Origin of the sequence: Segatella copri, from assembly GCF_026015465.1 — a bacterium.
GTDB lineage: Bacteria > Bacteroidota > Bacteroidia > Bacteroidales > Bacteroidaceae > Prevotella > Prevotella copri_E.
This window is the reverse complement of sequence record NZ_JAPDUQ010000002.1, coordinates 325,001-350,826: the sequence shown is the minus strand read 5'-3', so window position 1 is coordinate 350,826 and position 25,826 is coordinate 325,001. Positions and strand designations below refer to the sequence as shown.

Below are 25,826 nucleotides of genomic sequence, written 5' to 3'. Positions count from 1 at the left end.
GCCTCTTGGAATTGTATAAAAACAGCTTTTAAAGAAGATAAAAGCACTTGATTATTTGCATATATCAAATAATAATTGTACATTTGCGGTGTAAATATAAACATCGAAGATTATGTCAATATTCAGTCGCTTCTTTGGAAGGAAGAACAATCTCACCGTAAGCTCTGACATCAAGAAGAAAGATGCCAGAAGCAGGAACATTGCCTTCGTGGATACCGAAGTGGGACTGAAAGACCACAAAATACACGACATCGGAGCATTGCGTTATGATGGAGCTACCTTTCACCAAGCATCACAGACGGCACTGAACAAGTTCCTGCAAGAAGGAAAGGTTGACTATATCTGCGGTCATAACCTCATTCATCACGATGCCCGCTATCTCCAACTCAACGGCATACTGATAGATACCCTCTATCTCTCCCCGCTTCTCTTCCCCAAGCGCCCTTACCATCATCTGGTAAAGGACGACAAACTGATGAGCGAGCAGATGAATAATCCAGTCAATGACTGCGAGAAAGCCAAGGAACTGTTGATGGATGAAATCGCTGCATGGAATCAATTATCAGAAAGGAAGAGGAAAATCTTCACCTTGCTGCTCCAGAATGAAGAGGAATTCAAAGGATTCCTGATGTATGTGGGAGCCATCGAAAAGGATGATGCAATCAGAGACGTTTCTGAATTCATTCTTTCTGAATACAAGAATCATATTTGCGCCCATGCCGACATTCCGGCTCTTGCAGCCCAGTCGCCTTGCGACTTGGCATACGCCTTGGCTCTCATAGGCACAGACGATTACCAATCTGTTACCCCAGGTTGGGTACTCTTCCATTATCCCGAAGTAGAACATATCATCTATATGCTCTGCCATACTCAATGCACCGATGGCTGCGAGTATTGCAACCGCATGCTCGACATTCATCACAACCTGAAACAACTCTTCGGCTATGATGCCTTCCGTACCTATGACGGCGAACCGCTGCAGGAACAGGCATCGCAGGCAGCAGTAGATGGCAAGTCATTATTGGCGATATTTCCTACGGGTGGCGGCAAGTCGCTCACCTTCCAGTTGCCAGCCCTGATGGATGGCAGAACCATACATGGACTCACCGTGGTTATCTCGCCCTTGCAATCATTGATGAAAGACCAGGTAGATAACCTCGCAGACCGTGGCTTCACCGATGCCGTAACCATCAACGGTCTCCTAGACCCTATCTCCCGCTCCCTAGCCATCGAACGAGTGCAGAGCGGAGATGCCACCTTATTATATATTGCACCAGAGATGTTGCGCTCCAAAACCATCGAGCGCATCCTGATGGCACGGCATGTGGTGAGATTCGTCATTGATGAAGCTCACTGCTTCTCTGCATGGGGACAAGACTTCCGTGTAGATTACCTATACATCGGCAAGTTTATCAAGGAATACCAGGAACGCAAGTTTGGCAAGGATGCAATGGCCCGTAATCATGGTCAAACCCTGATACCCGTATCTTGCTTCACAGCCACTGCAAAACAGAAGGTGGTGCAAGACATCTGCGACTATTTCAAGCATTGGCTGGGCACCGACCTCCAGCTCTTCGCCTCATCAGCCTCACGTACCAACCTGCACTATTCCGTTATCCACGTAGATAGTGACGGCAACAAATACAATCTCCTGCGCTCGCTGGTGGAACAGGCAGATTGCCCTACCATCATCTACGTATCCCGCACCAAGCGAACCCGGGAACTCGCCCAAAAGCTGACCCGTGACGGAATTTCCGCCCTGCCCTATAATGGCAAGATGGATGCCGATGAGAAGATACACAATCAGGATGCCTTCATGAACGATAAGGTTAGAATCATCGTTGCCACCTCCGCCTTCGGCATGGGAGTAGATAAGAGCGATGTTGGGCTGGTTATCCACTACGACATCTCCGACTCTCTGGAGAACTATGTACAGGAGGCAGGACGTGCAGGAAGAGACCCACACCTCAATGCCAAATGCTATGTACTCTATAGCGACGAGGACTTGGACAAGCACTTCATCCTGCTCAACCAAACCAAGCTGAGCATCAGCGAGATACAACAGGTATGGAAAGCCGTTAAGGATTTTACCAAGCAGCGTCCACATGTAAGTTGTTCGGCACTGGAGATAGCCCGCCAAGCCGGTTGGGATGACTCGGTATCCGACATAGAAACCCGTGTTCGCACCGCCCTTTCTGCTCTAGAACAGAGCGGATACATAGAGCGTGGCAACAATATTCCGCACGTCTATGCCACAGGTATCACTGTCAAGAACATGGACGAGGCAAGACTTCGCCTCACCGAATCACCTCTGTTCTCGGAAGATGAGATGAAGAATGCCATCCGCATCATCAAGTCGCTCATCACCCAGAAGCATATAGCCAAGGCACAGGATAGCGAGGCAGAATCCCGCATCGATTACCTCGCCGACATCCTAGGACTCAGCAAGCGAGACGTCATCTCCTCCGTTGACCGAATGCGACAGGAAGGCATCCTTGCCGACACCCGTGACATATCAGCCTATCTGCAAGACATCAGCGACAAGCAACGCAAGCCTCAGCAGATGCTGGAGAACTTTGCCAAACTGGAAAGATACATTCTGGAACATATCCCGGATGAATCGCTGCATATCACATACAAACAACTCAATGATAATGCCGTACACGACGGCATCAACACTTCAACCGAAAAGAAAATCCGCACACTGCTATACTTCCTGGCAGTGAAGGGCTATGCGCACAAGAAGGAAGACGGCGTCCGCAATCTCATCGTAACAAGAGACAAGGATATAGAGACCATCATCAAGCGATTCGAAAGACGAATTGAGGTTTGCCGATTCATCATCGAAAGACTATACAGCCTGGCTGAAGAAAACAGTAAAACTATAACAGAAGAGAGCAACAATAGCTCTTCTGTAGATTCAAAAGAGAAGCCTCTTCAATTCTCGGTAGTCGAACTTCTGAACGATCTGAAATCCAGCAACCAGTCACTCTTTTCCGACTTCTCTTCCCTACAGTTGGAAGACGTGGAGGAAGCCTTGCTCTATCTCTCCAAGATAGGAGCCATGAAGCTGGAAGGAGGATTCCTGGTACTCTACAATGCGATGGCGATTAAGCGTATCAAGGAACCCCGACTGCGCTATAAGCAGGAGGATTATCGCATGCTCAATGAGTTCTACAAGCAGAAGATTCAGCAGATTCACATCGTGGGCGAATATGCCAACCTGATGGTAAGGGATTACAACGCCGCCCTGCAATATGTGCAGGATTACTTCCAGATGGACTACCATTGCTTCATCTCAAAGTACTTCAAGGGCAGCCGGGAGACTGAGATAGAGCGCAACGTAACACCTTCGAAGTATAAGCAACTCTTCGGAATGCTCTCCAAGCGACAGAAGGAAATCATCGACGACCATGAGTCTCGCTGCATCGTAGTCGCTGCCGGTCCTGGCAGCGGCAAGACACGTGTGCTCGTACATAAGCTTGCCTCTCTCCTGCTGCTGGAAGATGTAAAGCACGAACAACTTCTGATGCTTACTTTCTCTCGTGCAGCCGCTACCGAATTCAAGCAGCGACTGATGCAACTCATCGGCAATGCCGCCCATTTCGTAGAGATCAAGACCTTCCATTCCTACTGCTTCGACCTGCTGGGCAGGGTTGGCAATCTGGATGAGGCTGGAGATGTGGTTAAGCAAGCTGCCGAAATGATCAACAATGGAGAAGTGGAGCCCAATCGCATCAGCAAGACCGTACTCGTTATCGACGAAGCGCAAGACATGAGCAAGGATGACTATGCCCTTGTCTCTGCTCTGATGAAAGCCAACGAAGAGATGAGGGTGATAGCCGTAGGCGATGATGACCAGAACATCTATGAGTTTAGGGGTTCCAACTCACAGTATCTCTATGAACTGACCCAGACAGAGCACAGCCGTTTCATTGAGATGACCGAGAATTACCGCAGCCTTCGCCATATTGTGGATGCTGCCAACGACTTCGCCCGTAACATCCGCCAACGAATCAAATCTACCCCTATCATCTCCATGAGTCAAGAAGATGGAGAGGTAAGAATCGTGAAGCATCCATACGAGATTCAGAAGAAAAAGGTTTATATGTATCAGCCTATTCTTGAAGATGTTACGCGATTACTAAGAAGTAACGCTTCAAAAAAAGCCGATGCTTCTTCCCGCAAGAAGAACGAAACTATCAGTATCCTCACGCAGACCAATGAGGAGGCTGTCATCATGCTGGCTCTTCTTCACAGCCATGGCATCAAGGCCAAGCTGGTGCAATCAATGGACGGCTTGCGCTTCTGGAATCTGGCAGAGGTAAGATATTTCTTGAAGAAGATAGACCAAGGCATCAAGGAGACGAAATCCCCTATCATCCCTGATGATATTTGGGAAGCAGCTAAGCAGCAGACATTCCAAAAGTATGCCACCAGCCAGGCATTGCCATACCTGCGCCGCAGCCTACAGATATTTGAGCAGACCAATCGTGCCAAGTACTACAGCGACCTGAGGGAGTTCGTGTTCGAATCATCCGTAGAAGACTTCTGTGACATCTCGAAATCAGACATCGTGGTCAGCACCATCCACAAGGCAAAAGGTCATGAGTTCGACCATGTACTGATGCTCATTACCCATCCCGAGCATCCTACTGATGACATACTGCGCCGATACTATGTGGGTATGACCCGTGCCAAGCGTACGCTTGCCATCCACACCAACGGCAATCTCTTCGACACTCTGAAAAGTGCCCAGCATCTCTATGATGCCCAAGCCTACGATGAGCCCAACGAAATAGTGCTTCAGCTCTCACACAAGGATGTAAACCTGGGCTTCTCCAAGCCTCACAAGGAGGCTATCCTTTGCCTGAGAAGCGGTATGCCGCTAACCTACTACGACCATTGCCTCTGTCTCCCATCAACAGGCAGAGACATAGCCCAGCTCTCCATCAAGATGAAAGAGAAACTAGGCAAATGGGAGTTGAAAGGCTACAAGGTAACCGCTGCCCGAATCCGCTTCATCGTGGCATGGAAGTCAAAGGATGCACCGAGGGATGAGAAGGAATCTGCCATCATGCTCGCAGATTTGGTGATGAAAAAAATAAGATCTATGGGGTAACAGGATTTAGTACTCTTTTTGCTTTCACTGTTCTTTTAAACAGCTGCCTATCAACAAGTTTAGGGTGAAAGCAGTTTATAAGCAGAAAATATGACAGTACTCATAGGAGGAGCTGATATTTCCAACAGGAGCAAAAGACACTATATGGATGACTCTAGTCAGCTATATAGATTACCTGAGTTAACCGATAAGAAAAGAGTATTCTCCGTCCTTCTTTACCTGCCAACTACTCCCACTCATCATTATCAATCATCCTCCTCCACGTAACAACCATTTTCTCTATTCATTATTCTCCTTTCACCCTCAAACCTCTATGCCACAAAGTGTTAACATGGGCGTGAAAGCAAAAAACATCAAACGCTTATTTTTAAAAAAGATATTAGACCGCTTTTAGCATTCTTTTATTATAAAAATTTGGTGATTAGAAAGAAAACTCGTATTTTTGCAGCACATATATTAAGATTGATAAATATGGTTTAATCATAATATAACAAGGAAAGGAATTGCCATATGACAAGGTAACAACTTTACCTCATTAACACAACATAAAAAAATATAATCATGGGATGTTATTTAGCTATCGGGCTGAAGATAAAAACAGCCATTGGAAAGAAAGAAATATCGAAGCATCTTGACGAGATGCCACTCGAAGACATTTTCAAGGAGATAGAAAAAGAGTATCACCTTGAAGACATTTACATTCGCCAAGAAACAGAGGATTATTATGTTTACACACTTGACGAAAAGTTGTTAGACAAAGAGTTCATCCCTTTCTTGGAGAAGTTCTATCAATTACGTTACCAAGATGGCGACAACTATGATGCGCCTGATGTGTTGGAAGAACTAAATAGTATTCCTGACACTTCATCTCGCTTAGCTTTACTAAGCAAGAAAAGCTTCCAAACTTATCAAATGGGAAGCGATAATGACTACCATCGTGTAAATGGCAGTTGGAACTACGAAGTACCAATCTATAATACTTATGCCATTTTGAGTTTGGATGGCAAGATAATAATGGAATGTTATAACGGAGTATTCAAATTCTTGCGCCGTTGCATCATAGCACAACTGTCAGAGTTCAAACTATCAAAAGTTTTAAGCATTTGGATTGATGGATAAAATGATATAACAAATAAAAACATCCCTTACCATAAGCCTTTGATATTCAACGAAATCAAAGGTTTATGGTGAAGGATATTTGTATCAGAGAACGTTACTTACTACCTTTTCTTCGGTTGCATTCTCTGCAAAGCATCTGGCAATTCTCTATGGTGGTCCTTCCTCCATCACGCCAAGGCGTGATATGGTCACCCTCCATAAGCACATAATCGAATTCCTTGCCACAAAGAACACACTTGTGATTCTGCTTCTCCCAAACAGCAAGTTTTACTTTATCCGAGAAAGTACGAAGGTCGAGATAATGCTCATCACCTGTCAAAACATACGGGATGATGCCTTGCTGTTTTTGGATTTCATCATCTCCTACCAAGTCGATGATCAGCTTTTCCATCCCCTTGATATCGAGTACCTTCTCATGATATTCGTCATAGAATTTCGCCCAATCCAAGCCCTTCATGATTTTCTTAAATTTCTTCATGTTGAAGGTATCCATAGCCCAACGCAATATGCTCTGGAAATAAGTCCATAGAGGCATGGCATTGATGTCATGCTGATGTAAGCTCATATAACCAACGGCAGACTGTGGCTTGCCATTGCGAGTTTCGTGATCTGCCATCCACTCCAAGGCTTTCTTGAAAAAGTCTTGGCGAATAGGCGAACCATTCACCAAGTCTTTACCCAAACGATATGCAGCACAATTGGTCTTGGAGAAATGCTTCTTGGCATCGCTCACAAACGGGCCTGCATAGACGGCATTCCTTATTTCTTGCTCATTCAAAGGCTTGCCAGCAATATTTATAGTCTTGAACCATTCCAACTTCTCCGATTCTTCTCCCTCACAGACATAAATGGTCAATTTATAGTCGAGAATCTTCTTCCGAATATCTGCAGGCTGATTGAAGAAGTTCTTGAAATCAAAAGAGAACTTTCCTGCCACATACTCACATAGAGACAAAGTACGCTGTTGACCGTCCATCACCTCGTATGGGCATTCTGCATCATTGCTTCTTTTTACCCAATACATTATATTGAGGGGATAATTATGCAGGACGGTATTAATAACCGCACATTGCTCTTGCTCACAATAAATGAACTCACGCTGATAAGGTGGACGTATATCCAAGAGGCCATTAAATCCTCTTACTCCTTGTTCGTCATTATTAATGTAACCCTTGGTGATTTCGCCAACGGTTATTTTCATTTCTTCTATCTTTAACATGATGCTTGCGGATGTTTGTTACGGATTAATATTCTACTATATTGACGTTTACCATGAACTACTCCACATCCTCCTCTATCTTCAGGATGTATTTCATAACCCATTCTTTCCAATACTTCTTTTGGAGCAGAAGCTCGTGTATTGCCACTTGCTTGCCAAATTATCTCGAATTGATTTGGATTATATTTGTCCAAGAATGTTATAGGAACCCCCATTAATCCAGCATAATCACAAGGAATATCTTGGGTTCTGCCAACATTTATTGCATCATAATTATCATACTTCGGATACTCATCCTCAGAATAACGACAAACCAAATCTAATTCTTCATTGCGTTTAGGAATCTCAAGATTTGTGAACCAATTAACTCCCGACACACGAATCATGTTCTCCTTATGGTCTCCCGCAGAGGCTATATCATCATATGGTGAATAAAAATGCGCAGCCGCACCTTTAAAACCATAGCCAAGCCACATCTCATTATTTCTCAACAAAGGAAACACCTCTTTATAAGTTATGGCATTCTGATGCCCAACAATTACAAACTTCTTCCCATACTCCATCAACTGCCCAATATACTCACGAAACAAAGAGAACGGCGGATTGGTCACAACAATATCAGCTTCTTTCAATAATTCTATGCATTCCTGCGAGCGGAAATCGCCAGTCTTTAAAATCGCCAATACATTCTTATCATTTTTCAAAAGATATTGTACGTCGGACAAATCGACAGCTCCATCGCCATTCTCATCTTTTACTTCCGTTATCTCCACCTTATAGGCAATCTTCTTTGGTTCGTCATCATCGAAGCCATCGAAATGAATTGCCAGTTCATTACCTGTTACAGGCGAACCATTGTAACAGGTACAGATGAGTTTTTTTAATCCTAACTGATTGAATCGAAGAGCGAAATATTTGAAGAAGACCTCAGTTCGGGATAACGAACTCTATCTAAAGGCTTTATAATGTTTTTATATAAGGGATACAGAGGCTTGGCAACCATCTATATATCTTGGATGGTTGCTGAGACAAAATCCTCCTGTAAAATATGCAATGTTAGAAAAGACTAAGCTGTTTCGTATCTTCGATAACGTATCCAGTAAGTGCCTTGGGCTTGTTGTCAAAGAAACAGTATGCCCCTAATGCAGAAATAATATTTATGATGAAATTCGCAACAGACCTGTGACGTGAATGTACTATCTGAGCCGTATTTTTCAACAGGTCATTAATCGTTTCAATGATGTATCTTTTGCGTAGCATCATCTTGTCATAGAACGGCATTAGTTTGTTCTTCATGTTCACTCTCAGTCCTGTTACCAACTGGATGCCTTCCTCAAAAAGCGAATCGAAGAGTTTTTGCGAGATATAGCCTTTGTCAGCAAACAGCTTGCCATACAGACGTTTAGCCAATACATCGAATACCGCTGGATCTTTGTCGCTGACGTTTGCACCAGTGAGAACAAAAGCAATTATCTCACCTCTATCATTACAAGCCAGATGTAGCTTGAACCCATGACACCATCCCATTGTTCCCTTTCCGTCTGTGGCAATGCCTTTGAACACTTTGTTAGCATAACGCCTGAGATTGTGGCATATTGGTATCATGGTTGAATCAACAAAGGTTATACCTGTACATCTGCCAAAAGCACGGAGATTCAGGAAGAACATGAGAGGGAAGAATACGCGACTTTCAAGTTCTACAAAACGGTTATAAGACACCGCATTTGGAAAATATGACTTCAAAGTTCCTCTAATAAAGAATAGGTAATAATGCTTGAAGTTTCGGAACGAGCCGAAATGGAAATACAGCAAAATCGTCATGATTTCACTATCAGATAAAGAGGCTTTACGTCGTCTGCGCTTTACTCCATCTTCACCCAAAAGCAATTTTCCTGCATTTTCAGCATCAAAAACTTTGTAAAATTCATCAATAATACAAAATAATTCTGTAACTTTGTCCTTGGTAATCTCCATAATGATATCTTTTTATGTTTGTAACTAATTGGATTTCAACTACAAAGATACAAAAAATATCGGAGATTACCAACTTTTTTAGGCACTATTTCTTATCCCGAACTGAGGTAAGAAGTTGCTTTCGTAAGGATCGTCACAGTTGCAGAGCACCACTTTGCCACGGAAGTGCTGCCAATAATGTTGCAACTCTCGTTCTATATCAGAAAGCTGGGTATAGAACTCATCTTTCTTTGCCACCTTAGCGGCATTCAAATTTTTATTTGCCATAATGCTTGATTGATAGTTATACGATACAATAAGTGCATACAACTATCAATCACGCCAAGACGCAAAAAGGGCGTGATGCTCTTATTGCGTTCAGCTATGAGGCAGCCTCGGAATGGAAACCTCAACCCTTCAAATAAGAATGCACCACGCCTATAGCGCAGATGCATTGCTAATACATGAAGGATCAAGGCACCCCATACCGAATGCCTTATCACAATTATTCCTTGTTACGTTATTTCCAATAAGTTTCCGAGGCTTTTGGCTGAACGCGAAATAATAGCGAATGCTTTTGTTTACCAACGATGTCTTGGAAATGGCAGTAGCCAAATCCAATTGCAAAGATACAACAATTTATTGAAACGAGCGCACCTTTCATCGAAAAACTTCTATTAAATCATGCTTTTTTTCTTTTTTAGATGCCTGCAAACAACTCTCACAGCGCCCTAAATACACTTTATTGTACCATCACGAAAATAAGGCAGAAATTGCAATATGATAAAGGGAGTTACAAAGCTTACTGCACAACAGCTGGATTACAAGCGCACAACACGTGTTGTGCGAGCGCATAACAGCTGATATGCAAGCGCACAACAGCTGTTGTGCGACTGACGGAAGTAACTTTCCCGGCAACATATACTTACTGTTCCAACAACTTATCCTACTTCTTCCGACAACTTATAAAGGCTTCTTACGATGGTTATTCCTATTGATAAGCAGTTCTAACCCACATCAATAGCACCGCTCATTCGTATCAATCAAACCGCTCATCCATATTAGTGCCATTTTTATTTGGTAGTTTAAGAATAAAAGATTACCTTTGTATCGCTAAACAGAAAGAAGAAAACGATGGCTATAAAATATGAAATCCATTATCTTCCCAATGCAGGAGGAAATGAAGAGACTCGCCGATTCGCCCATATCTTTGAGCAAACAGCTATGACAGACAAGGAGATGATCAGCCGAATCGCCAGACATAGCTGTCTGGGAGAAGGAGAAGTTTCGTCCGTACTCATGAAACTGCGTGATATCATAGAAGAAGACCTACAGGAGGGAAGACGTATCAACATTCCGGAAATAGGTTATCTCTCGCTCTCGGTAGATCTGGATATGGATGACCTGAAACCCGACAATAAAGTGAGAGCTGAATATGTAAGCGTAAGAGGCATCAAGTTTCGCCCCAACGCAGACCTGCTGAAACAGGTGAAATATAATACCCATTTCGAGAAATCACAATATACTTCCCGCTCCTACCCTTTCTCTGAAGATGCATTGAAGGAGAAAATAAGAGAGTATCTGAAGCATAACCGTTCCATTAACAGAAAAGTACTGGAAGCGGAATTTCATATCCGTAAACAGACAGCACTCAACTGGCTGAAGAAACTGGAAAAATCCGGATTTCTGATAAAAGAAGGTTCCCGGAATGCGCCGGTTTATTTCCTGGCTGAAGAATAGGAGCCCATCGGATGATAGGTCTCATCATGATAGAACTCTCTAGATGACTGCAAGCCATAGCCTCCGCGACCATCTAGGCTTCATTACGTTAAATCTACACCCTAAAGATAAAGTAATATGCCAAATAAAGAAGAAAAGAGAATAACAGAGCAGAGCTCGCTCTACGAACATCTGGAAAAGATGAGCGTGGATGAACTCACCGCTCATATCAATGCAGAAAACAAGAAGGTGGCTCTGGCAATAGAAGAAGCATTGCCTGCCATTAACCAACTGATTTCCGCCATCGAAGGGCAGCTGAAGAAGGGCGGAAGACTCTTCTATGCCGGTTGCGGAACGGGCGGAAGACTGGCTACGCTCGATACCATCGAAGTGCAGAACACCTATGGCATCGACGGTTCACAGATACAGACCATCTTCCCCGGAGGCATCGGCTGCCTTACACAAACCAGAGAATCAAGAGAAGACGACCTGGAGAATGGTTGGCACCAGCTCTGCGATAAACATATCTCAAAGCTGGATTTCGTGCTGGGCTTCTCGGCAAGCGGCACCACACCCTTCGTGCTCGCCATCCTGAAACATTGCAAGGAGGCTGGCATTCCTACGGGTTGCATCGTCAACAATCCCCACGCTCCTATCGCCCAGGCTGCAGATTATCCTGTAGAGGTAATCACGGGACCGGAATTTGTAACGGGAAGTACCCGCATGAAAGCCGGATCATCGCAGAAGATGATTCTGGATATGATCAGCACTTCCCTTCAGATAAGACAAGGACGGGTGGAAGGCAACAAGATGGTGAACGCCAAGCTTATCAATCATAAACTCATCGACCGCGCCTGCCGTATCTTCATGGAACGCAATCCGGAATATACGGATTACGAGAAAGTGAAGCAACTGATACTGAAAGCTGGAAGCGTGAAGAAGGCGGAAAAGCTGCTGAAGAGTAAAAGCGATTTAGATATTTAGATAGAGTTAGACAAGATTTCACCTTGATATAAATAGAACTATCAAGACTTCACCTTTATAAAATAGGAATATCAAGACTTCACCTTATATAATAGGACTATATGGCAAAGAAAGCAATTGTAATGGGTGCCACATCGGGCATCGGAATGGAAGTGGCAAAACTGCTTGCTGCAAAAGGATGGCAGGTAGGAATTGCCGGAAGAAGAATTGAAAGATTGCAGGCTCTGATTTCGCAGAGCGGCATTACCTGCTACCAGCAAATAGACGTGACTTCTCCCAATGCTCCTGCCCAACTTCTCGAACTCATCGATAAGTTGGGAGGCATGGACCTCTACTTCCATAGTTCCGGCATTGGCTGGCAGAACAACTCGCTGGATATAGAAAAAGAATTGAAGACCCTGGAAACCAACGGCTTGGGATTCACAAGAATGGTGGATACGGCATTCAACTGGTTTGCTACTCATCATCATTGCAACCCCAAAGCCCGCATTGCCTGCATCACTTCCATTGCCGGAACCAAAGGTCTCGGTGCCGCCCCAGCCTACTCTGCCACCAAGCGATTCCAGAACCATTATCTGGAATGCCTGTCGCAGCAGGCACGGATGCGTCATCTCCCCATCGCCATCACAGATATCCGACCAGGTTTCGTAAAGACCGACCTTATCGCAGGCAGCAGCTATCCGCTGCAACTCAAACCGGAAGATGTGGCGAAACATATCGTGAATGCTATCGAAAACGGAGAGGAAGTTAAGGTAATAGACTGGAGATATGATATCCTCGTCTTCCTCTGGCGACTCATTCCTAGATGGTTATGGACGAGATTGAAGATTACAACATAACAACTTTATTCCTTTCTGATGACAATCGTCTTGAACCAGTCTTTCAATACTCCCGCATATTGATCCTGCGAATCAGACAACAGGATGACAACCTGGGAACCATCTTCAAGCTTGGGTCCCAGACACATGCCTTCGTAATTGGCAAAGGAACGCTTGGAAAGTGACAAGCCGGTTTTCCATTCCGCGAACAATCTCTTCTGCAAGAAAGGAGTATCTGATGAAAACTTCTCTTTCATAGCAAACTCCTCAGAATTCAAAGGATTGACCAGATAGAGCTTGCACTTGCAGAAAGCTCCAATCTTAATCTTCGGGATAAAGGCCTCACGCTCCAGAACCAGAAGCTGACCATCGGGCAAGGCGCAAAGCTCACTCACCCCCATCACATAGATATCTGCTTTCTTATGGGTAGAAGGTTGATCCATCTGATAGGCATAGGCTGTCATGTAACGAGAGGCTTTCTTGCTACTCTCTTGCTCGCTACAGTCTTCCTTGCCATTATTTTCCTTGTTACGATTTTCCTTTATCTTTCCCCAATCATACCTCATCAAACGAAGCTGGTTGGCCAATCCGTTTTGAGGAGTAGCAGGCTGTCCGTCTTTGCGGAGCGTGCTCTCAGAAATCGTCCAGAGATACTGACGGACGGAATCAAAAGCCAGAGACTCAAAATTATAATTTGGATAAAAATCAGAAGAAGGCCATCTGCTCTCCCAAAGGTTCTGCTGATAGCTAATCTTGGGAGCATTAGCCGAAGTAGGCAGAATAGGATACTCCTTTAAACGGCAACATCCTTCGCTTGCTATCACCAAGGTAGAATCAGAAACCTTCACGATGGCTTCGTGGTCAAAGCCTTTCTCCTGCCCCTGCCAAAACTTTCCGTCGTTCAGCGTTCCATCTGTTCTCTCGGTAAACCCAAGGTTCTCTACCTGTTCCAATTCGCCGGTCTTGGGATTCACCTGAATCCGGAAGTTGAAGTACAGGGCACTATCCGACTTGTCGCTTACCACCGCATAGATATCATCATGCAGATGAGCAATGCCACTGTAGTTGCCCGCAGCCACGGTTTTCGGAAAAGTTTTCTGAGAATTCTCTCTCACTACTTTCCAATCCTGTGCTCCAGCCAACAGACTGAATGCCAGGAAGATGGTCAGGATACTACAACGCAGCATAAGTCAATACAAATTCCATGGTTAACTCGAAATCTACATGCGCCATCTTTCTGCTCTTGAGATTCTCCACATCACACGACCAATCTGCCATCGTATCAAACGGCTTCACCCGCATATCCTCAAACATTAGATTTTCTTCAGAGAATAACTTGAAGACCGTTTCCTTGGCACACCAATGCACCAGCTTGGCATCCAGATTTTCCGCCTTCTCATCCTTGCGCAAGAATTTGGATGCGATGCGCTCTACCCTATCGCTGAAGTATTCGATATCTACCGCCACTTCCTGATTTTTGGAAAGGATAAGCGCAGCATAACCCTTGGTATGCGAAACGCTGATATGATAACCACGGAACAATGGCTTTCCAGCCTCGTTGTGGGTAATGTCACCTGCATGAGAAAGCAAGCCCTTGGAAGCCCCGTTCGTCTTGAGCATCTCATACATTAATGCACGAATGGCAAGAAACTCCAGTTTCCTGCCATCGTTCTTATATTTCTCTTCCAACTGAGAGCGGTAAGCCTGCAGATGAGGATACTGCCCGAACAACTGTTCTACAGTTTCATCCATCTGCCATAAACCAAGACTCACTCCCGGATAAACTTCTCGTATATTGACAACTGCCATATTTTTTATATTCTGATATTGATGAATACTGATGATTACTTAGAAGAATCCTCCACGTTATCTTTCAAAGGATGTACCGTCACCTTAATCTTGCTGATGCGACGCTCCTCTATCTGCATAACCTCGAAAGTATAGTTCTTATAATCTATCTTCTCGTGCATACTTGGGAAATCGCCTTTGATTTCCAAGAGCAGACCAGCCAGAGAATCAGCATCACCCTCAACCTCCTCGAACTCTTCGTCATCTACATTCAGGATTTTGCAGAAATCAGAAAGAAGCGTTTTACCTTCAAAAACAAAGGTGTTGTAATTTAATTTCGAGTAGAACTTCTCCTCCTCATCGTATTCATCATTGATTTCACCTACAATTTCCTCCAGAATATCTTCAAGAGTAACAATACCCGATGTACCTCCGAACTCATCTACCACAATGGCGATATGAACCTTGTTGTCCTGGAAATCGCGAAGCAGATCATCTATCTTCTTGGTTTCAGGAACAAAGTAAGGAGGACGAATCAGGCTCTGCCAACGGAAGTTGGAAGACTTCGTAAGATGAGGCAATAAGTCCTTGATATACAGTACACCACGAATATTATCTGTATTATCCTGATAAACAGGAATACGACTGTAATTATTCTCTTCAATGCACTTTAATACTTCTGGATAAGAACTACGGATATCCAGATCAACAATATTCTGTCGGCTGGTCATCACCTCCTTGGCTGTTTCATCACCAAAGCGGATGATACCCTTCAGCATGCTCTGCTCGTCCTTGATATCATTCTTATCTGTCAGTTCCAGAGCTTGTTCCAAGTCATCAACACTCAGCACATGATTTTCCTTCTGTATAATCTTTTCTGCAAGAATTCCACTTTTCAGCAAGATCGTTTCTAAAGGCCAAAACAACTTTCTGGCAAACAGAATTCCCCCTACGCACCGGCGACAGAACTTCAGAGAATCCTGGCGGGCATACACTTTCGGCATAATCTCACCAAAAAGCAAAAGCAAGAAAGTAAGAATAACCGTAATAATCAGGAACTGAAGCCAATAAGCTTTAGGACCAAACTCTACGATTCCTGCGAATACATAATTAAGGAGCATGATGATTGTGACATTCACAAAATTATTGGTTATCAAAATGGTAGCCAACGTACGTTCAGAATCATCACGCAACATCTGTATTTTCTTATCGGCATCAGTCTTTTCATCCTCAAGTTCCGCAACATCAGTTGGTGATAAACTGAAAAAAGCAATTTCGGAACCACTGGCAAAAGCAGACATGCCTAACAATATAACTGCAAGTACAGCAGCTACAATAACCCCGGCGGAAGGCTGCATCAGCATCACATCACCGAAGGCATCAGTTATGGTGGATATATCCAATTTCTGAGCTAAAATTAATAATTATTGTTCTTTAGTAGCAGGGCGAGTACTCAACATCTCCATATTATCTACATAAATTTCTGTAATATATTGTCTTCTACCCTGCTTGTCATCATAGGAGCGGTAGCGGATTCTTCCTTCCACATAAAGGCGGTCACCCTTATGCACATACTTCTCTACTACCTTTGCAAGCCCACGATAAAAAACAAGATTGTGCCAATCTGTATGGTCTGGCACTTGGGTACCATTAGGCAAAGTATATCCTTTCTCTGTAGTTGCGAGAGAGACCTGAGCTACTGCCTGATCTGCGTCGAAATAATGAATGTCAGGATCTTTACCTACATTACCAATTAGCATAACCTTGTTCATGACACGAATCTTTTAAATTTCTGAATATTTTATTTCCACATTCCCAGATAGCGGAAATGGAAATTCTTACCTTTTGCAGATGGGAACTGGCTGCGTGAATCTACACAATCGCGCAGATAATCTACGATGCGATTGTAACAATCCAAACCTGATTCAGCTTTAACATCCGCAACGAAATGAGTATCACGGTACTCAAACTTTCCTGTAGCCGGTACCATCACAACACGCTTGAAATCAAGTGATCCTTCATACCAGCCTGGAGCCTCTTGAGCCAAACTGGCAACAACAGGATTCTCCATTCTCTCTGCAGGAGTAGGAGTACGCAATGCTTTCTTATCCTTAAAATCCTGCATAGTTTGCGCCGTAGTCTTTATCACAATAAAATAAACACGTGGGCGTACCTTATATCTTTTTGGATACGTCAAATCGCTAGCGGCATACTCACGAACATCTGCCTCTAGCTCCGCATCCATCTCAATCTCAGGAATACTCTTTAAAAAATCAATAGCATCATCAACACTAGTAACTAATGTCTCCTGATCAAAATATCTTAAATATAAATTCATAAATGGGTATGTTTCTCGAGTTCAAAAAAAGAGCGGAAAACGGGACTCGGACCCGCGACCCCAACCTTGGCAAGGTTGTGCTCTACCAACTGAGCTATTTCCGCTTATAAAAACAACAATAAAAGTGAAGAGGAGGAGACTCGAACTCCCACGACACGATTGTCACTACCCCCTCAAAGTAGCGCGTCTACCAATTCCGCCACCTCTCCAACACTAAGCTAATTTAAACATTGTGCCCAAGACAGGACTCGAACCTGCACGTTGTGAAACACACGCACCTGAAACGTGCGCGTCTACCAATTCCGCCACTTGGGCCCTAAACTTAAACCTATCTTGGTTTATTATAAAAAATAATCGAGCGGAAAACGGGACTCGGACCCGCGACCCCAACCTTGGCAAGGTTGTGCTCTACCAACTGAGCTATTTCCGCATGTAAGATAACAATACCAGTGAAGAGGAGGAGACTCGAACTCCCACGACACAATTGTCACTACCCCCTCAAAGTAGCGCGTCTACCAATTCCGCCACCTCTCCAAGTATATTGCCATCAATTATCTAACCTAGATAAAGCTTGATGTTGTTTCCAAAAAATGAGCGGAAAACGGGACTCGGACCCGCGACCCCAACCTTGGCAAGGTTGTGCTCTACCAACTGAGCTATTTCCGCAGTTTTTCCTATTACTTAGGAGCATTCCTCTGAATGCGAGTGCAAAGGTACTACTTTTTTCTGAATTACCAAACTTTTCTTCGATTTTTTTGAAAAAAAATGTGCATTTTGCCCTTTTTAGTGAGCAAAACACACATTTTAAGCCTTATTTTGCCGATTTTTAAACTCATCCGGCAGAAAAATCGGGAAAAATGAAAATTATACTAATCCATCCTACTGCGATAATCTTCGTAGCTGAAATCTCTTAGAGTTTCCAATTTTCCATCTAAATGTACGATTCCTATTGATGGATGAGTGATTCCATTAAAGGTATTTGTCTTTACCGTAGTGTAATGCAGCATATCTTCGAAAATAACATTCTCGCCTATTTGCAATTCATGGTCAAATTTCCAGAAGCCCATAAAATCTCCACTCAGACAACTGTTGCCACCTATTCTATATATATGTGCACCCTCAGGAGCCTTCGTCGGATCATCAACCTCCAGGGTTTCTGCATTTCTGACAGCTGGCATATACGGCATCTCCAGACAGTCGGGCATATGACAGGTAAAACTGGCATTTATGATAGCTGTCCTGATACCTTTATCTTCAACCACATCTACTACTTGAGTTACAAGCGGCCCGGTCTGCCACCCAAAGGCACTACCAGGTTCCATGATAATTTTAAGATGAGGATAACGCTGATGAAATCCCTTTATTATATTAATAAGGTGTTCCACATCATAATCCTTCCTGGTCATCAGATGACCTCCACCGAAATTGATCCATTTCAGCTGCGGAAACCAAGGAGAGAATTTCTCTTCGATATGCGCTAACGTACGTTCAAAGACATCCGCCCCACTCTCGCAGTGACAATGACAATGGAATCCTTCTATATCTGAAGGCAAAGTTTGAGGCAATTTATCTGCCGACACACCGAATCGGGTTCCAGGTGCACACGGATTATACAGCAATGTTCCGACTTCAGAATATTCCGGATTTACTCTCAATCCCAGTCTGATGTCAGAATTTGCCCTACGAGCCCGTTCATGATATCGCTCATATTGCGTAAGCGAGTTGAAAGTAAGATGACTTGAGCATTGAGCTATCTCATCAATCTCATAATCGGTATAAGCCGGCGAAAAAGTATGCGCCTTACTGCCAAATTCATGATACGCCAGCTTTGCCTCGCTAAGAGAGCTGGCCGTGGTCGAAGAAATATACTCTCTGAAAATCGGAAATGTCTTCCAAAGAGCATAAGCCTTAAAAGCTAGAATAATTTCCATATCGGCACGCTCAGCCACACTTCTGATGAACGACAGATTGTGTCGCAAACGTTCTTCCTCTAAAACGTAAATTGGTCGATGAATCTCATTAAAATTCGCTAAATTTACTTGCATAACTTGATAAATATTAATTTTATGGTGCAAAGATAGCTTTTTATCCTGAATATAATTGCTAGTTTGCGTTTTTTTTAATACTTTTGCATCATAAAAATCATTTTGACGATGAAATTAGCAATAATGACCAAGTCCACATTCTTTGTGGAAGAAGATAAAATACTATCCTCGCTGTTCGACGAGGGCATGGACAACCTGCATCTTTTCAAGCCAGGTTCGTCACCAATGTATGCTGAGCGACTGCTCACGTTACTGCCTGAAGACTATCTTCGCAAGATTACTGTTCATGATCATTATTACCTCAAACAGGAGTATGATTTAGCAGGAATCCATATAGACGATCCGCTAGCACCGGTACCGGATGGATACAAAGGCAAGTTCAGTCGCACCTGCACAGATCTCTCGATGCTGAAAGAGATGAAGAAGAAATCAAACTATGTGTTTCTGAAAAACATCTTCGACTGTATTGAGTTTAAAGATGAAAAGTCTTCCTTCAATCTGCTGCAGCTTGAGAATGCAGCCAAGGCAGGACTCATAGACAAGAAGGTATATGCCTTGGGAGGCATGAGTCTGGAAAATCTCAAGATTGCCAAGGAACTCGGATTTGGAGGAGTAGTAATCTGTGGAGATCTCTGGAACCGTTTCGACATTCACAACGAGCGCGATTTCAAAGAGCTGATTCTTCACTTCGAGAAATTGAGAAAGGCTATCAGCTAATACTGAGGTTCCCGAAAAAATATTCATCCCCCTACATGAAAATAGATAAAAATAACTATTAATACACATAAACACTAATAGAAATGAGTGACAAAAACTCTTTTTTGGTATTCTCTGGTACTAACTCGAGATACCTTGCAGAAAAAATCTGCGCTAGTTTAGGTTGCCCACTGGGTAATTTGGTTGTAACCAAGTTCTCTGATGGTGAATTTGGCGTATCTTTCGAGGAGTCTATCCGCGGACGCGATGTTTTCCTCGTACAGAGCACATTCCCTAATTCAGACAACTTGATGGAGTTGCTCCTGATGATTGACGCAGCAAAGCGTGCTTCTGCCCGCAATATTATTGCTGTTGTTCCTTACTTCGGATGGGCCCGTCAGGATCGCAAGGACAAACCACGTGTCAGCATCGGCGCTAAACTGGTAGCCGACTTGCTCAGCGTTGCCGGTATCGACCGTCTCATCACCATGGATCTCCATGCCGACCAGATTCAGGGTTTCTTTGATGTTCCTGTAGATCACCTCTATGCATCTGGCGTTATTTTGCCATACCTGCAGAGCTTACGCCTCAAGGATATGGTCATTGCTTCTCCAGACGTTGGTGGTTCTAAGCGTGCCAACACTTATGCTAAGTACTTCGGCTGCCCTCTCGTGCTCTGCAACAAGACCCGTGCTCGCGCCAATGTAGTAGCAAGCATGCAGATTATCGGTGATGTAAAAGACAAGAATGTTGTCATCATTGATGATATGGTCGATACAGCCGGTACTATCACGAAGGCTGCCGACATCATGAAGCAGGCTGGTGCAAAGACTGTTCGTGCATGTGCATCTCACTGCGTGATGAGTGGTCCTGCATCTGAGCGTGTTCAGGATTCAGCTCTTGAGGAGATAGTATTCACTGATTCCATCCCTTACACCAAGCGTTGCGCAAAGGTTAAGCAGATTTCTATTGCAGATATGTTTGCAGAAACCATTCGCCGTGTTGAGGATAACGAGAGTATCTCTTCCCAGTATCTGGTATAAGGAAATATCATCATACAAGTGTACAAGGAGTCTTTCTTTTTAAAAAGGAAGACTCCTTTTCTATTTTCCAAATCTTCCCCTGTTTCTTATCTACATTCACTTTTCACAGTTCACATCCACAACAATATCATTCGCTGTTCGATTTCAAACAAAAAAATCCTGTATCCCAAAAAGAGATACAGGATTCATATATTTATAATGTGACAATGTCGCTATTATATTAGTTCAACCACTTCACGTAGCAGAAGTCCTGACGGTGTGGCAACTTATCATTCTTAGGATACATACGTACGCCTGTCTTGAATGAACCAGCATTGATTGGCTCAATCTCAGCCTCGAATGTAAAGTTGTTACCCTCGTGACCAACCATCTTGAATGGATAAACAGCATAAATCTGCTTGCCATCCTCTGGCTGTTCCTTCAATACAACAAGCTCCAAACCTACTGCATCGTTCAAGCCCTGCTCATCGATAACATACTGAACCTTGATCTTCTGACCAGTCTCAGCAGCCATCAGCATGCAGTCGTCCTTAGATACAACGTGGATACCATCCCAACGCTCTGCAACGCTCTCCTTCCAGAGTGCAATCTCCTTAGCAAGTGCATTGTCGTTAGCGCTCAACTTCTTGAAGCGGGCAGCCTCCTTATTGTAGAACTTATCATAGTAGTCATCCAACTGGCGCTTCATTGTATAGTGAGGAGCGATAGTAGCAATAGAGTTCTTTACTACCTGGATCCACTCCTTGCTGAAGCCTTCCTTATTCTTGTTGTAATACATAGGGATGATGTCGTTCTCCAAGAGGTTGTAGATAGTAGCAGCATCAAGCTGATCCTGGTAACCCTGGTTCTGATATGTACGCTTCTCAGGAAGAGCCCAACCAGCACCCTCGCGGTAACCTTCTACCCACCAACCATCAAGTACAGAGAGGTTGACAACACCATTCATCTCAGCCTTCTCGCCAGATGTACCAGAAGCCTCCAATGGACGTGTAGGAGTATTCATCCAGATATCAACACCTGAAACCAGACGGCGAGCCAAAGTCATATCGTAGTCCTCGAGGAAGATAATCTTGCCGAGGAACTCAGGACGCTGACTGATTTCGAAAATCTTCTTGATCAAGCCCTGACCTGCACCATCAGCTGGGTGAGCCTTACCTGAGAAGAAGAACAATACTGGGTGCTCAGGATCGTTAACGATCTTAGACAATCGTTCCAAGTCGGTGAAGAGCAGGTGAGCACGCTTGTATGTAGCGAAACGACGGCAGAAACCAATCATCAAAGCGTTAGGGTTGATACGCTCGAGCAAAGATACTACACGAGCAGGATCACCCTGGTTCTTCAACCATGTCTGGGTGAACTTCTCACGGATATAAGCTACGAGCTTCTTCTTCAATGCCATACGGGTATTCCAGATTTCTGCATCTGAAACATTGTAGATGGCATGCCAGATTTCCTCGTTACTCTGGTCGTTCATGAAGTTCTTGTCGAAATATGTATCGTAGAGCTTACGCCACTCTGTTGCTGTCCAAGTTGGGAAGTGAACACCATTGGTTACATAACCTACGTGGTTTTCCTCTGGGAAGTAACCCTTCCAGATATTAGCGAACATCTGCTGGCTTACCCAACCGTGAAGTTTACTTACACCATTAACCTCCTGGCAAGTGTTGCATGCGAATGTAGAGAGGCAGAAACGCTCGTTGTGATCATCTGCATTTTCACGACCCATACCGATGAACTCATCCCAAGAGATACCAAGACGCTGTGGATAGCCACCCATGTACTTGCCGAAGAGAGCCTCGTCAAAGTAGTCATGACCAGCTGGCACTGGAGTATGAACAGTATAGAGAGAAGAAGCGCGAACCAACTCGAGTGCCTGGTTGAAGTTCAAGCCATCCTCCTCGATATAGTCGCAGAGACGCTGCAAGTTGCAGAGAGCAGCATGCCCCTCGTTGCAGTGATAGATATCCTTCTTGATACCCATCTTCTTCAATGCGAGCATACCACCGATACCGAGCAGAATCTCCTGCTTCAAACGGTTCTCCCAGTCACCACCGTAGAGAGAGTGAGTGATAGGACGGTCGAACTCTGAGTTCATATCATTATCTGTATCCAGGAGATACAACTTGATACGACCTACATTCATCTGCCATACGTATGCATGTACCTGATAGTTTGTGTAAGGTACATCAACTACCAATGGGTTACCATTCTCATCATATACTCGCTCGATAGGGAGAGAGTTGAAGTTCTGAGCATCATAGTTAGCAATCTGCTGACCATCCATACTCAAAGACTGCTTGAAATAACCATATCTGTAGAGGAAACCAACAGCACACATATCCACGTTGCTGTCAGAAGCCTCCTTCAAGTAGTCACCAGCAAGCATACCAAGACCACCAGAGTAGATTTTAACCACCTGGTTAATACCATACTCCATGCAGAAGTAAGCTACAGATGGGCGCTTAGCATTAGGTTTCACATCCATGTACTCGCGGAACATCTTATAGACGTTCTTAACCTTAGCCATTGTCTCCTTGTCCTTAACAATAGCCTCCTTGCGGTCGTAGCTCAAACGCTCCAAGAGCAATACAGGGTTAGCATTGCACTTCTCGTACAAATCAGCATCGAGGCTCTTGAACAAGTCACGACCTTCATAATTCCATGCCCACCACATATTGTGAGCAATCTCATCCAAGCACTTTAACTCCTTAGGAAGGCTTGATTTAATGGTTGTCTCCTTCCATTGAGGAGCATTAGCATAGTCTGCCTTAATTTTCATTGTGTTTTATTTTTAAGATGTATATTTTCTATCTTGCAAACATAGCGATTCTTGCAGAATCCAAATATTTGTTTTATGGCTTACGCCATCAAGAGAGAGAGATTATTATTTCTTCATACGAACTTCAGCCTTGCGCAGGGCAAAGTCATAAGCATCATAGTAATACTCGATAAAGTGTTTCCACAATGCTTTTTCTGAAAGAATCTCAGCATTTTTACGACACTTGTTCACCTGTGTTTTGGTGAATCCCGAGTACTTAGCTACGGTATCCTTGATAGCATCAGCTACCTCAGAATAATTATAGTCGGTACGCTTGATAACCTTCACACCATCCTCTATCTCACTGTAACTTCCCTTCTCTGAGTTAGCCCAAAGACCGAAACCAGCCAAATCGGTGGTGATACAAGGCACCTTGAACGCAACAGCCTCCAATGGAGTATATCCCCATGGCTCATAATAAGAAGGATAGATACAGAGGTCATTACCCAACACTACATCATAATAGCTCTTGTTGATAATGCCATCATCGCCTGTCAAGTAGCAAGGTAAGAATATCAGTTTCACCTTGTCTTCCTTATTATTATGCATGTTGAAGTACTTCAGCATACCCAATACATTATCATGACTCATATTATGCAACCAATGGGTAATCTCCGGAACCTCCAATGGAGTGTCAAACTTCTTACCGCTATTCAGACGCTCCAACAAATCCTTACGTGGATCTCCTACCCAACCAGGTACGTCAATGAATGCCAATACATTCTTCTTCAAATTGTTGTCACGAAGCAAGCGGTTCATAGCCTCAATATAAACATCGATACCCTTGTTGCGGAACTCGTAGCGTCCGCTGGTAGAAACGATGAGCGTATCATCATCCAAATCTATACCCATCAAAGCATTGGCTACATCGAGCAAACGCTTTCTTGCCTCCTTACGTTTCTTTGTAAAGGTACTTGCTTTAGGTACAAAACTATTGTCAAATCCATTAGGCAAAACGAAATCTACCGGTTTATCGAGCAATTCCTTGCACTCGTTGGCAGTAATATCACTCACTGTTGTGAAACAATCAACATACTTAGCAGTCTGCTTTTCTATAGAATGCTTGCTTTGCATATTGAGTTCCTGCGCCATCTGATCACCATTATAGGCAAAAAGATAATCGTAAAGAGGCTTATTATTACCGGCAATACTACGACCGATACTTGTAGCATGCGTGGTGAACACTGTAGCCACCTCAGGAAGATGCTTGTTCACATAGAGCACACCAAGTCCTGTCATCCATTCATTTCCATGATAGATAACTTTCTTGCCTTTTCCAACGACATGTTTGTAGAAACTCTCTACTACCAGAGCGGCAGCATAAGAGAACATTGATGCTTCGTCATAGTCACCATAAGCATGAAGACTATCAACCTGATAGTCCTGCCATAGTTGTCCATAGATCTGGTCTTTAACAGCATGGTAAGGATTGAAATCTACCAAAACAGCTACTGGCTCTCCCGGTATATTCCATCTACCTACTTTAACCTTTAAGCCCTCTTTCAGAGCTTCTGTTTTCCATTCCGCATAAAGCGTATCATCTTGAGAGAAATAAGGATTCACCTTGTCTCCCCAACAATCAGGACCAATGAAGATTAGTTGATCCTTTAACCTTTCCGTAAGAGTCTTAGCTCGTGTTGAAAGAACAGTGTAGATACCACCAACTTTATTACACACTTCCCAACTAGACTCAAATATGTAATCTGGAAATAATCTTTTCTTTTCCATATATAATTATCAATAAACACCGCAAAGATAGATAAATATTTGCAAAAAACGAATTAATCTTATTAAAATCCTATAAAAAATGCAGTTTTCTTGATTTAAATGAATAACTTTGTCGCAGTTAATTGAAAAAAGTGATGAAAAGAAAGATTTTAGCAACATTATTATGCCTAATTAGTATATCTAGTATGGCACAAACAGACAGCACCCTATTCAAGGGGAAGATTACAAACAAAGAGTATGATGTCTATATGAATATAGACTTCTACCATAAGAACCTCAAGGTTCCAGGACAGGAACTGTTCGGTGAAATGCCTGGATATTTCGGTGACAGACGTGATAGTCGCAAATGGCTGATTACAGATGCTGACATAGAAGGAAAGACCGCTCATCTATCCATTATCAATGATTACGGGAGCGAAGATCTTACTGCCGACCT

General features: G+C 43.6%; 19 protein-coding genes, 6 tRNA genes and 1 pseudogene (1 of these 26 cut by a window edge). 8 read left to right on the top strand and 18 right to left on the bottom strand.

All coding sequences use genetic code 11. The features are described from left to right. Nucleotides 1-112: 112 nt before the first annotated feature. Nucleotides 113-5,122, top strand: a complete 5,010-nt coding sequence (locus ONT08_RS08340; protein WP_264959688.1) for a RecQ family ATP-dependent DNA helicase — start codon at nt 113-115, stop codon at nt 5,120-5,122. 561 nt (nt 5,123-5,683) lie between these two features. Next, entirely contained in the window at nt 5,684-6,241 is a 558-nt protein-coding gene (locus tag ONT08_RS08335) for a hypothetical protein (RefSeq protein ID WP_119236707.1), read from the top strand. Between the two features lie 94 nt (nt 6,242-6,335). On the opposite strand, the gene ONT08_RS08330 is transcribed toward ONT08_RS08335, so the two are convergent. From ONT08_RS08330 to ONT08_RS08315, 4 genes and pseudogenes are all read right to left on the bottom strand, one after another. Beyond that, nucleotides 6,336-7,442: an HNH endonuclease family protein gene (locus ONT08_RS08330; protein WP_264959687.1), complete on the bottom strand. Its 1,107-nt coding sequence runs from the start codon at nt 7,440-7,442 to the stop codon at nt 6,336-6,338. An 11-nt stretch (nt 7,443-7,453) separates the two neighbouring features. Then, the gene (locus tag ONT08_RS08325) at nt 7,454-8,332 is read right to left on the bottom strand and encodes an adenine-specific methyltransferase EcoRI family protein (RefSeq protein ID WP_264959940.1); all 879 of its coding nucleotides are present in this window, start codon (nt 8,330-8,332) and stop codon (nt 7,454-7,456) included. Between the two features lie 184 nt (nt 8,333-8,516). After that, nucleotides 8,517-9,434 carry an IS982 family transposase gene (locus ONT08_RS08320; protein ID WP_119250497.1) on the bottom strand — a complete coding sequence of 306 codons (918 nt, stop codon included), beginning with the start codon at nt 9,432-9,434 and terminating at the stop codon, nt 8,517-8,519. Between the two features lie 90 nt (nt 9,435-9,524). Then, nucleotides 9,525-9,701 (bottom strand): annotated as a pseudogene (locus tag ONT08_RS08315) (adenine-specific methyltransferase EcoRI family protein); the annotation flags it as partial. An 846-nt stretch (nt 9,702-10,547) separates the two neighbouring features. On the opposite strand from ONT08_RS08315, the gene ONT08_RS08310 reads away from it, so the two are divergent. From ONT08_RS08310 to ONT08_RS08300, 3 genes are all read left to right on the top strand, one after another. Continuing rightward, nucleotides 10,548-11,153, top strand: a complete 606-nt coding sequence (locus ONT08_RS08310) for an HU family DNA-binding protein (RefSeq protein WP_119236706.1) — start codon at nt 10,548-10,550, stop codon at nt 11,151-11,153. A gap of 117 nt (nt 11,154-11,270) precedes the next feature. Continuing rightward, entirely contained in the window at nt 11,271-12,116 is an 846-nt protein-coding gene (locus tag ONT08_RS08305; protein ID WP_264959686.1) for an N-acetylmuramic acid 6-phosphate etherase, read from the top strand. Between the two features lie 101 nt (nt 12,117-12,217). Next, entirely contained in the window at nt 12,218-12,955 is a 738-nt protein-coding gene (locus ONT08_RS08300; protein ID WP_118201485.1) for an SDR family NAD(P)-dependent oxidoreductase, read from the top strand. A 5-nt stretch (nt 12,956-12,960) separates the two neighbouring features. Here ONT08_RS08300 and ONT08_RS08295 read toward each other — a convergent pair whose 3' ends face one another. The 12 genes from ONT08_RS08295 to nspC all read right to left on the bottom strand — a co-directional run bounded on the left by ONT08_RS08295 (nt 12,961) and on the right by nspC (nt 19,105). Then, a complete protein-coding gene (locus ONT08_RS08295; protein ID WP_254973278.1) occupies nt 12,961-14,121 on the bottom strand; it encodes an esterase-like activity of phytase family protein in 1,161 nt (386 codons plus the stop codon). Next, nucleotides 14,108-14,743, bottom strand: coding sequence for a 4'-phosphopantetheinyl transferase family protein (locus ONT08_RS08290; RefSeq protein WP_118201483.1), 636 nt, complete (start codon nt 14,741-14,743; stop codon nt 14,108-14,110). Before ONT08_RS08290 ends, ONT08_RS08295 begins: the two co-directional genes overlap by 14 nt. Before the next feature lie 35 nt (nt 14,744-14,778). Then, on the bottom strand, nt 14,779-16,086 hold the full coding sequence (gene gldE / locus ONT08_RS08285) for a gliding motility-associated protein GldE (RefSeq protein WP_181985959.1): 1,308 nt from the start codon (nt 16,084-16,086) through the stop codon (nt 14,779-14,781). A 60-nt stretch (nt 16,087-16,146) separates the two neighbouring features. After that, nucleotides 16,147-16,494, bottom strand: a complete 348-nt coding sequence (locus ONT08_RS08280) for a single-stranded DNA-binding protein (protein WP_117587878.1) — start codon at nt 16,492-16,494, stop codon at nt 16,147-16,149. 29 nt (nt 16,495-16,523) lie between these two features. Then, nucleotides 16,524-17,060, bottom strand: a complete 537-nt coding sequence (locus tag ONT08_RS08275) for a hypothetical protein (RefSeq protein WP_118155036.1) — start codon at nt 17,058-17,060, stop codon at nt 16,524-16,526. A gap of 31 nt (nt 17,061-17,091) precedes the next feature. Next, nucleotides 17,092-17,164, bottom strand: a tRNA-Gly gene (locus ONT08_RS08270). Nucleotides 17,165-17,185: 21 nt separating this feature from the next. Continuing rightward, nucleotides 17,186-17,269: transfer RNA gene (locus tag ONT08_RS08265), tRNA-Leu, on the bottom strand. 24 nt (nt 17,270-17,293) lie between these two features. Further along, nucleotides 17,294-17,375: transfer RNA gene (locus ONT08_RS08260), tRNA-Leu, on the bottom strand. A 42-nt stretch (nt 17,376-17,417) separates the two neighbouring features. Further along, a tRNA-Gly gene (locus ONT08_RS08255) sits at nt 17,418-17,490 on the bottom strand. Nucleotides 17,491-17,510: 20 nt separating this feature from the next. Then, nucleotides 17,511-17,594: transfer RNA gene (locus ONT08_RS08250), tRNA-Leu, on the bottom strand. Between the two features lie 59 nt (nt 17,595-17,653). Beyond that, nucleotides 17,654-17,726: transfer RNA gene (locus ONT08_RS08245), tRNA-Gly, on the bottom strand. A 203-nt stretch (nt 17,727-17,929) separates the two neighbouring features. Further along, nucleotides 17,930-19,105, bottom strand: coding sequence for a carboxynorspermidine decarboxylase (gene nspC / locus ONT08_RS08240; RefSeq protein ID WP_118201482.1), 1,176 nt, complete (start codon nt 19,103-19,105; stop codon nt 17,930-17,932). Nucleotides 19,106-19,213: 108 nt separating this feature from the next. Between nspC and ONT08_RS08235 the strand changes: the two genes are divergently transcribed. Both ONT08_RS08235 and ONT08_RS08230 read left to right on the top strand, forming a co-directional pair. Further along, nucleotides 19,214-19,822, top strand: a complete 609-nt coding sequence (locus tag ONT08_RS08235; protein ID WP_118155042.1) for a thiamine phosphate synthase — start codon at nt 19,214-19,216, stop codon at nt 19,820-19,822. Nucleotides 19,823-19,905: 83 nt separating this feature from the next. Then, nucleotides 19,906-20,844: a ribose-phosphate pyrophosphokinase gene (locus tag ONT08_RS08230; protein WP_006849494.1), complete on the top strand. Its 939-nt coding sequence runs from the start codon at nt 19,906-19,908 to the stop codon at nt 20,842-20,844. 220 nt (nt 20,845-21,064) lie between these two features. Here the strand turns inward: ONT08_RS08230 and glgP are convergent, their stop codons facing one another. Next, entirely contained in the window at nt 21,065-23,623 is a 2,559-nt protein-coding gene (gene glgP, locus ONT08_RS08225) for an alpha-glucan family phosphorylase (RefSeq protein WP_118086266.1), read from the bottom strand. A gap of 105 nt (nt 23,624-23,728) precedes the next feature. Continuing rightward, complete coding sequence (locus ONT08_RS08220) at nt 23,729-25,390, bottom strand: glycogen/starch synthase (RefSeq protein WP_264959685.1); 1,662 nt, start codon at nt 25,388-25,390, stop codon at nt 23,729-23,731. A 185-nt stretch (nt 25,391-25,575) separates the two neighbouring features. Between ONT08_RS08220 and ONT08_RS08215 the strand changes: the two genes are divergently transcribed. Next, a protein-coding gene (locus ONT08_RS08215) for a hypothetical protein (protein ID WP_229775103.1) crosses the window boundary here: on the top strand, nt 25,576-25,826 show its 5' portion. The gene runs 118 nt beyond the window's last position; the window shows 251 of its 369 coding nt (coding positions 1-251); the start codon lies at nt 25,576-25,578; the stop codon falls past the right edge of the window.

Excerpts from the sequence above, each read along its gene's own strand:
- ONT08_RS08230 (WP_006849494.1), top strand. The coding sequence starts at position 19,906 with ATGAGTGACAAAAACTCTTTTTTGGTATTCTCTGGTACTAACTCGAGA.
- glgP (WP_118086266.1), bottom strand. The coding sequence starts at position 23,623 with ATGAAAATTAAGGCAGACTATGCTAATGCTCCTCAATGGAAGGAGACA.
- ONT08_RS08235 (WP_118155042.1), top strand. The coding sequence starts at position 19,214 with ATGAAATTAGCAATAATGACCAAGTCCACATTCTTTGTGGAAGAAGAT.
- ONT08_RS08275 (WP_118155036.1), bottom strand. The coding sequence starts at position 17,060 with ATGAATTTATATTTAAGATATTTTGATCAGGAGACATTAGTTACTAGT.
- ONT08_RS08330 (WP_264959687.1), bottom strand. The coding sequence starts at position 7,442 with ATGAAAATAACCGTTGGCGAAATCACCAAGGGTTACATTAATAATGAC.
- ONT08_RS08290 (WP_118201483.1), bottom strand. The coding sequence starts at position 14,743 with ATGGCAGTTGTCAATATACGAGAAGTTTATCCGGGAGTGAGTCTTGGT.
- ONT08_RS08310 (WP_119236706.1), top strand. The coding sequence starts at position 10,548 with ATGGCTATAAAATATGAAATCCATTATCTTCCCAATGCAGGAGGAAAT.
- nspC (WP_118201482.1), bottom strand. The coding sequence starts at position 19,105 with ATGCAAGTAAATTTAGCGAATTTTAATGAGATTCATCGACCAATTTAC.
- ONT08_RS08320 (WP_119250497.1), bottom strand. The coding sequence starts at position 9,434 with ATGGAGATTACCAAGGACAAAGTTACAGAATTATTTTGTATTATTGAT.
- ONT08_RS08340 (WP_264959688.1), top strand. The coding sequence starts at position 113 with ATGTCAATATTCAGTCGCTTCTTTGGAAGGAAGAACAATCTCACCGTA.
- ONT08_RS08220 (WP_264959685.1), bottom strand. The coding sequence starts at position 25,390 with ATGGAAAAGAAAAGATTATTTCCAGATTACATATTTGAGTCTAGTTGG.
- gldE (WP_181985959.1), bottom strand. The coding sequence starts at position 16,086 with ATGCTGATGCAGCCTTCCGCCGGGGTTATTGTAGCTGCTGTACTTGCA.
- ONT08_RS08335 (WP_119236707.1), top strand. The coding sequence starts at position 5,684 with ATGGGATGTTATTTAGCTATCGGGCTGAAGATAAAAACAGCCATTGGA.
- ONT08_RS08280 (WP_117587878.1), bottom strand. The coding sequence starts at position 16,494 with ATGAACAAGGTTATGCTAATTGGTAATGTAGGTAAAGATCCTGACATT.
- ONT08_RS08295 (WP_254973278.1), bottom strand. The coding sequence starts at position 14,121 with ATGCTGCGTTGTAGTATCCTGACCATCTTCCTGGCATTCAGTCTGTTG.
- ONT08_RS08300 (WP_118201485.1), top strand. The coding sequence starts at position 12,218 with ATGGCAAAGAAAGCAATTGTAATGGGTGCCACATCGGGCATCGGAATG.
- ONT08_RS08305 (WP_264959686.1), top strand. The coding sequence starts at position 11,271 with ATGCCAAATAAAGAAGAAAAGAGAATAACAGAGCAGAGCTCGCTCTAC.